The sequence below is a fragment of the Clostridium sp. genome (assembly GCF_022482905.1).
Lineage (GTDB): Bacteria > Bacillota > Clostridia > Clostridiales > Clostridiaceae > Clostridium_B.
This window is the reverse complement of record NZ_JAKVOI010000001.1, coordinates 1,201,043-1,217,260: the sequence shown is the minus strand read 5'-3', so window position 1 is coordinate 1,217,260 and position 16,218 is coordinate 1,201,043. Positions and strand designations below refer to the sequence as shown.

Below are 16,218 nucleotides of genomic sequence, written 5' to 3'. Positions count from 1 at the left end.
GGAAAAATGAATTTAACTAGATTGTCTGTAAAAAAACCTGCAACAATAACTATGGTAATATTGCTTCTATTGGGTCTAGGTATATTTGGCTATAGAAATCTCGGTGCGGATCTCCTGCCGTCTATGGATATACCTATAATTTCAATATCCACACCCTATTCTGGCGCCAGTGCCGATGACATTAAAACCGATGTTGTAAAACCAATTGAAGATGCTGTATCGGGAATAAATGGAATTGACAAAATTCAATCTACAGCCAGCGAAGGTGTTGGACAAACTATTATAACCTTTAAAACGGGTACAAATATGAATACAGCTTTTCTGGATGTACAAAAGGCAGTAGACAATGCTCAAGGTAAATTACCAAAAAACGCGGATAAACCAATTCTATTCAAGATAGACACAAATGCAATGCCTGTTCTAACTCTTTCTGTATCAGGAACCGCATCTTATGATGAACTGTACAATGAATCTAATAATATAACTGAAGAACTTCAGAAAATTCAAGGTGTTGGAAATGTAAGCCTTGAGGGAATACAAAAAAAACAGCTCATGATAAAGCTGAACAAGTCAACTATAGAGTATTATGGTATTAATATAAATACTTTACTCAGCAAGCTTCAATCAGACAATACAAATTTGCCTGCCGGTCAGATAAAGCAGGAAAATCTAAATGAATCTGTAAGAATCATAGGCCAATTCCAAAATATAAATGAAGTAAAAAATATGCTTATACCGACTGCAGACGGCAGTACTGTCCACCTTTCAGATGTAGCAGATTTAAAACTTGAATATCCTGAAGAAGAACAGTATTTAAGACTAAATGGTAAAAATACTATAGGTATAAGTATACAGAAACAAAGTGATGCAAATGTAGTTGAAACTGTAAACAGTGTAAAAAAAGAACTGGAGATCATTAAAAAAGCTCTTCCAAAGGACGTTCATCTTACAGTTGCCTATGACACAACTACATTCATAAACTCCTCCCTTTCCGAAATAAAACGCAGTTTGATAGAAGGTGTAATAACCACTGCATTGGTTCTGTTCATGTTTCTAAGGAGCTGGAGATCTTCACTCATAGTGCTGGTAGCAATACCTACTTCACTTGTTTCGACTTTTTTCATGATGTATGTTATGAAATTCACTCTTAATATGATGTCCTTAATGGGATTATCATTATGTATAGGAATACTTGTAGATGATTCAATTGTTGTACTTGAAAATATACAGCGGCATCTTGCCATGAAAAAAGATCCTATAACCGCCTCCATAGATGGACGTAACGAAATAGGACTTGCAGCTATTGCAATAACTTTATGCGATGTAGTTGTATATACTCCTGTTGCTTTCATGTCAGGCATGGCAGGAGCCTTTTTCAAGGAATTTGGTCTCACTATAGCTGTTGCATCATTATTCTCACTGTTTGTTTCATTTACTGTTACACCTATGCTCGCATCGAGATTGTACAATAAAATCGGAACCAAACAGCCTTCCAGGCTGCTTAGCAGAGCAAAACAGACAAAGTTGTTTAAAATACTTGATAAAATTTCACGATCAATAGACGAATTAACATCTGTGTATAGAAAGGCTCTTATATGGTCACTGGATCACAGAAAAAGGATATTGGCTATTACAGTGGCAGCCTTAATAGCTGTTATAGCTCTAATACCCATAGGAGGAATAGGAACAGAACTTGCACCTGTAACAGATGAAAGCACTTTTACTGTAAATATGAAGTTCGATTCGGGTGCAACATTAAATCAAATGGATAAAAAAGTAAGGCAGGTAGAAAATTACATACATAGAATTCCAGAAATTGAAAGCTATTATTCTACAGTCGGGGCCAGCAATAATGGGCTGACATCCAGCAAATCAAGTTCTGCAAGTATAATCATAAACCTTCATCCTAAGCGTGAAAGAAAAAGATCTCAATCTGAAATAGCAAAACAAGTTCATGATTGGGGTAAAGCATCATTGACGGGAACAGATTTCTCTGTAACTGAATCAGATATGGGTGGAAGCAGCAGTCCTATATCAATTCAACTTCTTGGAAAAGATTCAACCACATTAACGGAAATATCCAACAAGGTTGAAGGAATATTGAAAGATATCCCCGGAGTCGTCGATATCAACAATTCAACCAAAGCCAATGAAAGTGAATTGAGAGTTCAGATAGACAGGCTGGCTGCAGCTCAATACGGCATATCATCTTCAGATATATCAACAGTACTCAGAACGGCAATTCAGGGTTCATCCGCAGGTGTATACAGAACAAATGGAAGTGACTATGATATAATGGTAAAATTTGAAGATGGTGATATAAAAACTCCTTCAGATATCGGTTCTATAAAAATACTCAATCAATCAGGTGATTCAATCCCAATCAATCAGGTTGCAACTGTAGTAAAAGCCGATAGTCCTACATCCATAACAAGAGAGGATCGACAGGATGTTGCAACAATCTCAGCAAATATTCAAGGAAGGGCATTGGGAGCTGTAAACAAAGATATAACTAAAAAGTTAAAATCATTCTCTATCCCTCAGGGTTATGAAATCAAGTACGGTGGTAATCAGGAAGACATGGACACTAGTTTTACTTCTTTAATAGAAGCATTGATTATTTCATTAATACTAATCTACATGATACTTGTTGTACTATACGAATCCTTCTTAACACCATTTATAAGAATGATTTCTCTTCCATGTGCTTTGATTGGAGCACTGGCCATACTTGCAATTACAGGTAAGACCTTAAATATGATGTCACTTATAGGACTTATCATGCTCGATGGACTAGCTTCAAAAAACGGCACTCTTTTAATTGACTACACAAATACTCTTATGAAACGTGGTGAAACTTTAAAAGATGCTTTAATTGAATCAGGTACAACAAGATTAAGGCCTATCATAATGACTTCTGCAACCATGATAGTTGGAATGCTCCCTGCTGCATTGTCAATGGGAGAGGGAAGCGAATACAAATCAAGCATGGCCATCGTAGTCATCGGTGGAATGATTGCATCCACAATCCTGACTCCAATAATACTACCTATTGTATATACATTGATGGATGATTTAAAAAATCATATATTTAAAAACAAGAAAAAGAAATTAGATATCCAGGAGGTGTAATGTAATGAAGTTGAAAAAAAACATATGGAAAATAGTACTGTTATTATTAGCAGTTCTTGCAGTGGCTGCTATAGCCCACAATATCATCAAAAATAAAAAAGTAGTGAGTCAGAACCCAATTAAAAATGTAAGTGTAACTCACGCTAAAGTTACATCTTTATCTACAACTGTAGATTATTCTGGAAAATTAGTTGCTGATAAAGAAGTTTCCATATCTCCTAAAACTCCAGGTAAAATTATGACCCTGAATGTAAAAGTAGGAAGCAATGTGAAAAAAGGTGATATTTTATTTACGATTGATTCCAGCAGTCTGGAGGCTCAATTGGAACAGCAGCAGGCAAGTATCGATTCTGCAAAGGCAAATTTGGATAAAACAAGGAGTTCTGGATTTGAACAACAGGTAATTCAGGCTGAACAAAGTATAAAAACAGCAAAAATTAATTATGATGATGCAAAAACCAATTATGATAGATCACAAAAACTGTACTCTGCAGGAGCACTATCAAAACAGGAACTGGATTCTGCAAAAACGAAATTGGACAGTGCAACTGCCGCATTATCTGCAGCTGAACAGAATTTAAATTTGATCCAGCAAAAAATTGGTCCTGAATCAGTTGAAGTTGCACAGGCACAGGTAAACCAGTCCGAAGCCGGTCTTAAGTCAATTCAGTCACAAATAAGTGACAATATAATTAGATCTCCTATTTCAGGCACTGTATCTTCATCAGCTGTACATGAAGGAGAAATTTCACCAACCGGCCAGCCATCTTTAACTATAATAGATTCAAGCTCGATTATGGCAGAAATAAGTGTGCCTGACAATATACTTTCCAAAATCAAGAAAGGTCAGTCACTTCCTATAACTATTCCTTCAATGCCGGATAAAAAATTCACCGCCACAGTGGACACTATAAGTCCCGATGCCGACAGTAAAACCAAGCAGTATACAGTAAAAATCAAACTTAATAATAATGACGGAAACTTGAAATCTGGAATGTTTGCCAAAATATCACTGCCCGATGAAACTAAAAATAACATACTGGCAGTACCAAATCAATCTATAAAAGTTGAAAATGGTGTTTCATATTTATATATAGTAAAAGACAACAAGATAAAGAAGGTTTCCATCAATACAGGACTTTCCAATGATAAAATAACTGAAGTAATATCTTCCAAGACAAGTGTGGATGATGCCATAGTATCCCAAGGACAAACTTTCCTAAATGATGGAGACAAAGTCAGAATACTAAACTAATATATATATAAGGCAAGGGGACTCTTTTGAGTCCTTTTTTTACTGTCACCTATTATATATTTAGCATATTATGAATTAAGGATAATTTCCTGTTACTTGAGCTAAAAAGGAGGGGAACAAATTGTCAAATGGATGCAGTTTTGCCAGTCATCTGGCAAAATTTACAGGACAGACAGTAACCATATTTACGGCAAGCGGTGGAATTTCTGGTTCGGGATTTACAGGTGTTTTAATGTCAGTAAACAGTGATTTTATAAGGTTATTGACTAAAATAGGCTCTGCACCTTCCTGTTCAATATCCAATTCCTGTTCAAATTTTTCAGATAATGATTTAAATAGGCGCAACAATTCCTACAACAGTAAAAACTATAACAGAGGATCCGTAGTAGATATTCCTATATCATCCATAGTATCCTTTGTTCATAATTCAATATAAATTATGATATATGAGCACCATCATTAATCCCCATATTTTACACTGGTGGTGCTTTTATAATACTCCACACTAAAATGCTTGTCTTTTAATAATTTTAAAAAGAGGTGAGAATATTTTGAGCAGACACCATCGAAGACATTATAGAGGAAACAACAAAAGATATGAAAATAGAAATTCCTCAGATAACAAAACTTACATGGATGCCGACTATAAACCAATAGAAGAAGATGATATTTTGAAAAATACAACAGGTACTTCAAACTTACTTGAAGATGAAAATTTCAATAACCGCAGTTCAAGAAATAAGAATAGGCATGAAAAAAACAACTGCAGTATAGGTTCTATGAGCTTTTCAGATAACTTAAGCAGATATATAGGTAAACCTGTAACAATATTCACTTCAAGTGGAGGAAATTCAGGCTATGGTTTTTCAGGTGTTCTAATATCCGTAAACAGATACTTTTTAAGACTTATAACCAAAATAGGACCTATTCCTGATTGTCCTATTAATAATTCATGCAATTCCGATGATTTGGTGGAAAACTGCTATGATCCTTATAAACTGGATGACGATTGTTATGAAAATAACGATAATTCAAAATTAGGATCTCTAGTAGATATTCCTATTGACAAAATAGTAGCTTTTGTTCACAATGCCCTATAAAATAATGCTGGCATAATTAAAAAAATGCCAGCATTATTGTTATTTTTGTTCATTTCTATTGACATACACAAATATAAATTATAAAATCATAAATGTATATAGATTGCAATATATAAATAATTTAATTGTTTTTTTATCATTTTGATATAAAATATTGGATAATTACTATTTTTTTATTATATTTTACAAGGGGGCAACAAAATGTCAAAAGATTTAGTTTACACAATACCTGACAACAAACATTCCAAAAAAGATCTGAAGGAAATTTTAACTTCCCATCCCGAAATAAAATTTGTATCGGCTGTAGGTGTCGATCTCTCTGGCAACAATACAGACGAAAAAATTCCCATCAAAATATTTCTGGATGATATAGAAGGTTTTCTCAAAGGATCAGTTCAGACAGACGGTTCATCAATAGTACTTCCGGGAATAGCAACACTGGATGACGCCAAGGTTGATATGTTTCCTGATACTGACGTAAACTGGTATGTTGATTACAACAAGGATAACATAGACCCCGGAACCGGAAAACCTGTAGGCACACTCAGAATACCTTGCTTTCTGTATCACAGCAGTGCACCAGTGGATTCCAGGTATGTATTGAAACATTCCATAGAGTACCTCAAATCAAATCTTCTTGATCTGTTCAAGCAGTACCCCGGATCACTATCTTCCTTTGGAATAAAATATGATGACATAGAAGATGTAGTAGGCACATGCGCAACAGAACTTGAATTCTGGGTCAACACCCCGAACAACAAGACCGAGGTGGAGGCACTTTCAACTTCACAGGTACTCAAGGAGCAGTACTGGGCAAGAACAAAAGGTGCGGTAAAGACAGCACTGGAGCAGTCACTGCTTGTAATGGACCTGTACGGGCTTGAGCCTGAGATGGGACACAAGGAAGTTGGAGGCATACAGGCAAAGGTAGATGAAAATGGAGACTATCAGATAATGGAGCAGCTTGAAATTGACTGGAAGTATTCTACTGCAGTACAGGCAATCGACAATGAGGCCTTCATAAAGAACATAATAGAAGAGACTTTCAAGGAAAACGGACTTAATGTAACCTTCAAGGCCAAACCTGTAGAGGGTATAGCAGGCAACGGAGAACATACACATATTGGAATTGCATTGAAGCTTAAAGAGGGAAAGAGAATAAACCTGTTCTCCTCAAAGAAAAGCTTTCTCAGCATATTCGGATATGCTTCCATAATGGGAATACTCAAGAACTATGAAGTCCTCAACCCATTCGTTTCATCTACAACAGATGCCCTCAGAAGATTGAAACCGGGCTTTGAGGCTCCAGTCTGCATAGTAACTTCAATAGGACGTTCTGTAGAAGTCCCTTCAAGGAACAGGTCGGTACTTCTCGGAGTAGTAAGGGAACTTCAGAGCCCTCTTGCAACAAGATTTGAACTCAGGGCGCCAAATCCCGGAACAAACACTTATCTTGCCGTAGGTGCAATTTATGTTGCCATGGTTGATGGTATAGCATATGCAGTAAAGAACGGCAAAACAGAAGATGATCTTCTTGCCGAGCTGTCAAAGAAATACGGTGATGATGCAGACTACCTTGAAAAAGACAGGGCTTACAGAAGTGAAATCGACGTATTCGAATCCTATACGGACGAGGAAAGGGAAAAACTTTACGGCAAGGCACCGGCTACAGTATATGACAACCTGTCTGCATTTGAAAAATATCCTGAGAAGACTGCAGTACTTACAGGCAGCGGTATATTGAAGGATAAATATATAGAAAGCTTCAAGGAAGCATTCCTGGAGAAGTGGATAGTTGAACTGAACCACAGAATCATAAACCAGTACACTGAGGAAATAAGAGGCTTCAAGCTGCTTCACTGCAGTGGAAAGGCACTTGACATCGATGTGGCAACATGGATGAAAATAGATGCTTTAAGACATGATCTCATCAAGGATTCCTATACAAAGAAGAGCCTGTTTACAAAAATAAAGGAAGCTACTGAAAAAGAAGATTATGCAGAAGTGTCAAAGCTGCAGATTGAAATAGAAAATAATATAGCTGAACTTAGAGCACTGTATTCCGATTACAAGAAAAATTTACTTGATATATAGAAAAAGTTATAGGATAGTGCGGTGAATTAAAATAATTCACCGCACTATCCTATTTAAATTACAATATCAACATTAAAGAAAAGTATCACCCATCAAATATTCATCTACGTATCTTGCAGTAATCCTTCCATCTTCAATGGCCTTTACAACCAAAGACTGACCCGTTCTCATATCTCCAGCCGAAAATACTCCCTTGACATTTGTCATATGTGTTTTGGATGTATCTATATTGCCTCTGACATCAAAGTTCAATGACAGAGCGTTCAATAATCCTTCATGATCGGGATGTAGAAATCCCATGGCTATAAGCACCAAATCAGCCTCTATATCAAACTCACTTCCACTGATCTCATCAAAGGACATGTTTCCATTGTTGTTTTTATGCCATTTGACTTTTGCACAATGAACTTTGTTTACATTGCCATCCTTTCCTATAAACCATTTTGTCGATATATTCCACATACGCTCACATCCCTCTTCATGCGAGGTAGTTGTCTTTAAAATTTTAGGATAGATTGGCCACGGCATACTATCATCTCTTGATACAGGAGGTTTTGGCATTATCTCTATCTGATACACCTTTTTTGCTCCCTGACGTATTGCCGTACCTATACAGTCGGAACCTGTATCCCCTCCTCCAATTACAAGCACCGATTTTCCCCTGGCTGTAATATCATGATCTGAATTTTTGTTTGATACCTTTTTATTCTGGAGTGTCAAATAATCAACTGCAAAATGTATTCCATCAAGTTCTCTTCCTGGGACTTCTAGATTTCTTGGAATAGTCGAGCCTCCTGCAAGTACTACTGCATCGAATTCCTTGAGAAGTTCTTCAGCAGTTATATCTGCACCTACATTAACATTCGTCCTAAATTCCACACCCTCTTCTTCCATGATGCCTATCCTTCTTCTAACTACACTTTTTTCAAGTTTGAAATCCGGTATACCGTATCTCAGAAGCCCTCCAATTTCATCATGTCTTTCAAAAACAACTACTTCATGTCCGACGGAATTCAATTGCACAGCTGCAGAAAGACCTGATGGACCTGACCCAACAACAGCCACTTTTCTTCCAGTTCTATTTCTGGGAGGAACAGGTTTAACCCATCCTTCTTTAAAAGCTTTTTCTATAATCATGTATTCAAGCTCTCTTATAGATACAGGATCATAATTTACTCCCAAAGTACAGGATGCCTCACACAATGCAGGACATATTCTTCCCGTAAATTCAGGGAAATTATTGGTCATCGAAAGTCTGTCATAAGCCTTTTTCCAGTCAGTATTATAGGCAAAATCATTCCAGTCTGGAATTAAATTTCCAAGTGGGCATCCCCAGTTGCAAAATGGTGTACCACAATTCATACATCTTGCTGCCTGGTCTTCCATATCTTTTATAGGCAGTGCATTATGAACCTCTTTGTAATCCTTAATCCTGTTTTCCACAGGCCTTGTAGCAAAATCCTTACGGTTAAATTCTTTAAATCCAGTTAATTTTCCCATTATATATCCCCCTTCACTAAGATACTTTTACTGCCTGCTTGTTTTTTTGAAGTATAAGCTTATATGCAGTAGGGATAACTTTCTTAAATTTGGATCTGCATTTATCCCAATTATCGAGAATGTATTTTGCCTTGAAACTATTGGCACTTTCGCGATGTTCACTTACAAGGTCATATACCATCTTTTCGTCATCGCTGTCAAGTTCATTTATTTCAACCATATCCATATTGCAATTCTTGTCAAAATCATTATCTTCATCCAATACATAAGCTATTCCGCCGCTCATACCTGCTCCAAAATTTCTTCCTGTCTTTCCGATAACTACAATAGTCCCGCCAGTCATGTATTCACAGCAGTGATCACCTACTCCTTCTACTACTGCACAAGCCCCGCTATTTCTTACTCCGAACCTTTCACCAGCCATTCCATTTACAAAAAGCTTGCCGCTAGTAGCTCCGTATAATATAGTATTTCCGGCAACAAAACTGTTGCCAGCTTTATATCCAGCATTTTCAGGAGTTTCTATTATGAGTTTAGCTCCGGACAGCCCTTTTCCTACATAGTCATTGGCATCTCCTACAAGCTTTAAAGTAAGCCCTTTCATTCCAAATGCTCCAAAGCTCTGACCGGCAGATCCTTTGAAGTTGAACACTATGGTATCATCAGGAAGCCCTTCTCTTCCAAAAATCTTGGCTATCTTGCCGCTTAACATGGTTCCGACACTTCTATTGACATTCTTTATTTCAAAATCCCCACATACGCTTTTTCTATCATTCAATGCCGGAGATGCAATCTGTATCAAAGTATGGTCAAGTGCACTATCTATACCGTGATCCTGCTGTATCGTACAATATGGCTTTATCCTTTCAGGTACATCCGGCCTGTAGAATATACTTGAAAAATCAAGTCCCTTAATCTTCCAATGATCCAGATTCTCGCCATCCTTTACCTTGAGTTTATCTACTCTCCCAATCATTTCATTCATTGTTCTGAATCCAAGCTTAGCCATATATTCCCTAACTTCTCTAGCTATAAAAGTTAAAAAGTTGATTATATATTCAGGCTTTCCCTTGAAATTTTTCCTCAATTCCGGATCCTGTGTTGCAATCCCCATGGAACACATGTTGCAGTGACATTTTCTAAGAAGAGTACAACCCAATGTTACAAGCAGCGTAGTTGCAAATCCAAACTCTTCTGCACCGAGCAGCGATGCAACAACTACGTCCTTCCCCGTCTTCAACTGTCCATCTGTTTGAAGTCTTACCTTGCTTCTCAAATTGTTCAGAAGAAGTACCTGATGCGTTTCTGAGAGTCCTATTTCCCAAGGAGTACCGGCATACCTCATGGACGAAAGTGGTGATGCCCCCGTTCCGCCGTCATGTCCACTTATCAATATTAAATCTGCATGTGCTTTTGCCACACCTGCTGCAACAATTCCAACTCCAACTTCCGATACAAGTTTTACACTGATTCTGCTGTTGGGATTTACACTTTTCAAATCATATATAAGCTGAGCCAGATCTTCTATCGAATATATATCATGATGCGGTGGTGGAGATATGAGAGCTATTCCCGGAGTAGAATGTCTGACTTCCGCAATATAATGATCTACCTTTGGTCCAGGAAGATGGCCGCCTTCACCGGGTTTAGCACCCTGAGCTACTTTTATCTGTATTTCATCCGTATTTACAAGATACTCTGTAGTAACACCAAATCTTGCAGATGCAACCTGTTTTATTGCACCTCTTTTGTTCTGTCCATCTCTTCCTACCTTGAATCTTCTATAATCTTCTCCGCCCTCTCCTGAATTACTCTTTGCCCCAATTTTATTCATGGCAATAGCTATAGTTTCATGACATTCCTTGCTGAGTGCCCCAAGTGACATTGCACCAGAACAGAACCTCTTTATTATTTCACTCTCAGGTTCCACTTCCTCAATTGGAATTCCACAGCTGCTGTCAAAGTCAAAATCCAATAAGCTTCTAAGTGTACACGGCTGTTTTCTCTGGTCATCTACCAGATTTGAATATTCCTTATATAGTTTATAATCATTTTTTCTTGATGCAAGTTGAAGCTTATGTATTGTCATAGGATTGAAAAGATGAAACTCTCCCTCTTTTCTCCATGAATACAAACCTCCTATGTCCAATTCAAGTGAAGGATTTCTAAACCTGTCAAAGGCTCTTCTATGCCTTAAAAGCACTTCCTTGGCTACAATGTCTATTCCTATACCGCCTATAGTAGTTGTAGTACCCTTAAAATATTTATCTACAAACTCCTGACTCAAACCAAGTGCTTCAAATATCTGGGCGCCGTGGTAGCTTTGAATTGTACAAATCCCCATCTTGGATAGTATTTTCAGTAATCCGGCACAAACAGCCTCCCTATAATTTGAATCTGCCTTTTCCTTTGAAACATCCTTTATGACGCCGGTATCAACCAATTTTTCAATTGACCTGTAAGCAAGATATGGACACACAGCACTGGCACCATATCCAATCAAAAGTGCAAAATGAGTTGTCTCCCTTGCTTCTCCAGTCTCTACTATTATGGATACCTTGGTTCTTGTCTTTTTCTTTATCAGATAATGATGGACTGCAGATACTGCAAGAAGACTAGGTATAGTAGCTTCATACTCATCTATTTTTTTATCACTTAAAACTAGGATGTTATATCCTTCGTCAACTTTTTTAGACACCCTTTCACATATTAATTTAAGTGCCTCCTTGAAGCCCGATATGCCGCTGTCATATTTAAATGTTATAGGTACGGTAGTTGTCTTAAAATTGACATCCCCAAGTTTCTTTATCTTAGCCATCTCATCATCTGTTAAAACAGGGCTTTTAAGCTCTATAAAAGGACTGTCTATAGCACCTTTGCTGAGTATATTGTTCTGAGGTCCAAGGTAATTCATAAGTGACATTACCACACCTTCTCTTATTGGATCTATAGGTGGATTGGTTACCTGTGCAAACAACTGTCTGAAATATGAGAATAAAAGCTGCGGTCTGTCAGACAAAACAGCAAGGGGAGTATCATTTCCCATGGAGCCCAATGGTTCCTTGCCGCTTTCAGCCATAAATTTAAGTATGACTTTCAAGTCCTCCATAGTATACCCGAAAGCCTGCTGCTGTTCTTTCAATTTTTCAGGACTTATTTCCGTATATTCAGATACATCTTCAAAATCTTCAAGCAATCTTTTGCTGTCTTTTATATACTCTTCATAAGGTTTATCCATGCACAATTCTCTTTTAAGTTCCTGATCGTCTACAATTTTTCCCTTTTTGGTATCAACCAGAAACATTTTTCCAGGTTTCAGACGACCTTTTTCGATTACTTCCTCAGGATTGAATTCAAGCACACCAAGTTCTGAAGCCATTGCAACCTGACCATCCTTCGTTATTACATATTTAGCAGGTCTTAGACCATTTCTGTCAAGTGTAGCACCTACCTGATCACCGTCGGTAAAGAAAACAGCAGCCGGTCCATCCCAAGGTTCTATCAGCGAACCATGGTATTCGTAGAATGCTTTTTTATATGCAGGCATATCGTCATTTTTCTCCCACGCCTCTGGTATGAGCATCATCATCGAATGGGCAATGCTTCTCCCATCTACTGTCAACAGCTCGAACATATTGTCAAGAGATGCAGAATCACTGCCATTAGGCGTTATTATAGGAAATAATTTGCCTATATCTTTCTTGAATGCACTTGACTTTAAAATCCCCTCCCTGGCATTCATCCAGTTTCTGTTTCCTCGTATAGTATTTATCTCTCCATTATGAGCCAGATATCTGAAAGGCTGTGCCAGATCCCATGTTGGGAATGTATTTGTGCTGAATCTCTGATGGACCAGCGCTATAGCACTTTTGAAATTGACATCATTTAAATCCAGATAATATCCAGTTATCTGATCTGCCAAAAGAAGTCCCTTGTAAACTACTGTCTTGCTTGAAAAAGAACATATGTAAAAATATTCAGCATTTCTTTTAACCAATTTTTCAACTTCATTTTCAGCTCTTTTTCTTATTATATATAATTTACGCTCGAATTCAGTCTGGTTTTCAAGACAATTTTCTACAAATACCTGTCTTATTATAGGTTCTGTTCCTCTTGCTGTTTCGCCAATTCCCCTGTCATCTGTAGGAACAGTTCTCCATCCAAGTATTTTTTGTCCTTCTTCTTTTATAATTCTCTCCAGAATACCCTCACATTGATATCTAATAGCTGGTTCTTTTGGTAAAAATATCATTCCTACTGCATATTTACCGGCAGGAGGAAGTATTACCCCCTGATTATCACAGCATATTCTAAAAAATTCGTCTGGTATTTGAACAAGTATTCCTGCTCCATCACCAGTTTTAGGATCAGCACCAACAGCACCTCTATGTGTAAGATTGACCAAGACTCTAAGTCCTTTTTTTACTACATCATGTGACTTTTCTCCTTTAATATTTGCAACAAAGCCAACTCCACAATTGTCCCTTTCAAAACTTGGATCATAAAGTCCCTGCTTTGGTGGTAATCCCTCAATTGATTTCATGTAAATTGCCCCCTTTAATTTTCGGTTTAGTTTAAATTATATATTTGTTTATGAAATTTTTCAATATAAAAATTTCATTATTTTATTTATTTTACATTATTATATCTATAAATTTGACAATTATCTTGCAAGCGACATCAGGACAGCCAACTTTGACATATTGAAAATAGAATTTTTTTCATCCTTTAGAATAATTTCTTCATCTATAAACTTTCCGTCTTCACTTGTTCTAAACAGTAAACCTGCATTTTTACCAAGTGAATTATTCATGAGTGATACTAAAATATCCCTGGTGTTTTTACATGAATATAAAATATCACATATATCGCTTATGGTTTTTTCCACTTTTCCCTTGTATTTATCCTTGAGGAAATTTTTTTTATTCAATATAGTTAAAGATAAAATAATCAGTCTTGTAATATCTATTTCCTTGTGAAAATCAATATTTTTATAATTTTCACATATGAAATTGGCAGCCTTGTTGATTTGATTCGAATATATATCTATATTTCCCTTCCCCATGGCAAATGAAAGTACTGCCATTGATGTAGTTTTTATTTTATCTCTCTTGCTGCAGTTTTCATAATCCGCAAAAGAACCATCTGCGAACTGATTTTTTGCAATTATTTTAATCAATTTTTCTCTTGGATATTTTTTATTCAAATACAGATTGTCATCTGTGTTTGAATTCTTATATAAAAATCCTGTCCTGATACTCCTGTTTTCGGCAACTGTACTTTTAAGATTCCTTTCAGTCATTTCACTTACCTTAACCGGGATTACATTTCTAAGCTGAATCCCGAGGACAGGTTCCTCCCTCAGTTCCATAAGTATGAATTTTGTTTCGGAGCTTATAATTCCATTTTCTTTGGAAATCTCCACTATCTTTTTTCTCATAGACTCCCTTGTATCACCGCGCTCTGTTTTCATGCTCGTTTTTATTGATTCTATGCGTTTTCTTCCCCAGACCTTTTTAAGTAGATTGGCATTTTCCTCTGTATTAAAGCTGTCTATATCTATTTCTCTGAGATATTCCTCTCCATTTACATTTCCACTTAACACTACCTGACCTCCAACATCCCCGACTACTCTTGCAAATATAGAAAAAGGTTCTCTATCATAAATGTATTCAATAGTCCTTGGATAGGTAGCTTTTACCTGCAGTTTTCCCCAGTCGATTTTTATATTTTCAATTTGAGGATTTTGTATCCTATTGAATTGCCTTAAAACAACATCCTCAATTTTTTCACTATCATCTATAAACTCAGCCTTCCCCATACTTTCATGAGCCAGCCTGCTTAGAAAATAATTGTTGGCAAAATCACCTACTCCAAAGGTGAATATCGTGTTTTGACCAATATTTTTTCTTACATAGGAAAGTATATTTTCTTCTTCACCTATTTCATCATCGGTAAACATAAGTATGGTTGCAGGTTCTGTGATTTCTTCAATGGAATATTTTATTGCTTCAAATATATTTGCATCCGATTCAATATTCAATTCATCTATCCATTTCGAAGCCCTGTCCAGCGAATCCTGATTAAAATCCAGCATATCCTGTGAAAATTTTTCAAGTCTATCACCCATTGCTATTATATTAAATTCATCATCCGGCAGCATATTTCTCAAGCAAAGCTGGAGTGCATCTTTTTCATGCTTCAGCTTCTCACCATACATTGTATATGAAATATCCATGAGAAAGATATATCTTTTACCTCTATCAAATTCAAATTTATCCAGCTTGGGAATTATTCTCATATATACTATTCCATTTTTGTGATCCTCATTTTTATACTCATATATCATTCCGTCTGCCTCTTGTGTATTTTCCTCCTTCATAAGCAGGACAAAATCCCTGGCTGTCAATTCAGGTCTTTCATTAAAACTTATTCTCGCTGTAGTATATCCTTCACGTTCTATTTTAACATTATGGTACAGTGATTTAAAATTAAGCCTGCTCATGGATTCAACTATTATGTTGGACTTAAATTCAAGTTTTTCATTTTCATGTGTATTTTTTTTAATACGCCTCAATATTCTATTTTTGATCAGAGCCGGCCCTGATTCATTTTTTAGTATTCCAGGACGAGAAATTCCCGGTATGGTGAGCCTGAATATATTGCTGCTGTATTCAAGTTCGTCTATATATGAAAATTTTATTTTAACCGTTTCACCAGGTATTATTTTACCTAAACTTATTTTAAAAAAATGCGGATTAAATTCCTCCAGTGAGAAATGGCTTTGTTCCAAATTTCCTGAATTCTCATATATTTTATTTACCTTATTCTTGTCTTCCACTAAAGCCTTTAATATTCTTCCACCTATTTCTGCTTCGAATCCAGAAATTACTGCGGTATCCGGCATGGGAAATACATATATTCCTTCAATATTCTCTTTGCTCGTGTTCTGATAGGTCTGATTTATAAATATTTCCCCATATCCTGCACATAAATTACCATTTATACTGACCTCCTTCAGCTGCATTTCTTCATGGTCACATCTATACGGCATCTGCATGGATAGCTCCTCCTCTACATTAATATAATTAAGATGATAAACGTCACATTATATTTAGATTTTACCATATTTACCTA

8 protein-coding genes are annotated in these 16,218 nt (G+C 36.6%); 5 read left to right on the top strand and 3 right to left on the bottom strand.

Annotated elements, in window-relative coordinates; translation table 11 throughout:
- The first annotated feature begins 6 nt into the window (after positions 1–6).
- From LKE46_RS06000 to LKE46_RS05980, 5 genes are all read left to right on the top strand, one after another.
- Positions 7–3,132 (top strand): efflux RND transporter permease subunit, encoded by a 3,126-nt coding sequence (locus LKE46_RS06000; protein ID WP_291719362.1) that lies wholly within the window; start codon positions 7–9, stop codon positions 3,130–3,132.
- 4 nt (positions 3,133–3,136) lie between these two features.
- Positions 3,137–4,387 (top strand): efflux RND transporter periplasmic adaptor subunit, encoded by a 1,251-nt coding sequence (locus LKE46_RS05995; protein ID WP_291719360.1) that lies wholly within the window; start codon positions 3,137–3,139, stop codon positions 4,385–4,387.
- A gap of 121 nt (positions 4,388–4,508) precedes the next feature.
- The gene (locus LKE46_RS05990; protein WP_291719358.1) at positions 4,509–4,823 is read left to right on the top strand and encodes a hypothetical protein; all 315 of its coding nucleotides are present in this window, start codon (positions 4,509–4,511) and stop codon (positions 4,821–4,823) included.
- Positions 4,824–4,938: 115 nt separating this feature from the next.
- Positions 4,939–5,487, top strand: coding sequence for a hypothetical protein (locus LKE46_RS05985; protein ID WP_291719356.1), 549 nt, complete (start codon positions 4,939–4,941; stop codon positions 5,485–5,487).
- A gap of 201 nt (positions 5,488–5,688) precedes the next feature.
- On the top strand, positions 5,689–7,581 hold the full coding sequence (locus tag LKE46_RS05980; RefSeq protein WP_291719354.1) for a glutamine synthetase: 1,893 nt from the start codon (positions 5,689–5,691) through the stop codon (positions 7,579–7,581).
- A 72-nt stretch (positions 7,582–7,653) separates the two neighbouring features.
- On the opposite strand, the gene LKE46_RS05975 is transcribed toward LKE46_RS05980, so the two are convergent.
- The 3 genes from LKE46_RS05975 to LKE46_RS05965 form a co-directional block, all read right to left on the bottom strand.
- Positions 7,654–9,081 carry a glutamate synthase subunit beta gene (locus LKE46_RS05975; RefSeq protein ID WP_291719352.1) on the bottom strand — a complete coding sequence of 476 codons (1,428 nt, stop codon included), beginning with the start codon at positions 9,079–9,081 and terminating at the stop codon, positions 7,654–7,656.
- A 16-nt stretch (positions 9,082–9,097) separates the two neighbouring features.
- Positions 9,098–13,624: a glutamate synthase large subunit gene (gene gltB, locus LKE46_RS05970; protein WP_291719350.1), complete on the bottom strand. Its 4,527-nt coding sequence runs from the start codon at positions 13,622–13,624 to the stop codon at positions 9,098–9,100.
- A gap of 120 nt (positions 13,625–13,744) precedes the next feature.
- Positions 13,745–16,141, bottom strand: a complete 2,397-nt coding sequence (locus tag LKE46_RS05965) for a VIT and vWA domain-containing protein (RefSeq protein WP_291719348.1) — start codon at positions 16,139–16,141, stop codon at positions 13,745–13,747.
- Positions 16,142–16,218: the final 77 nt, after the last annotated feature.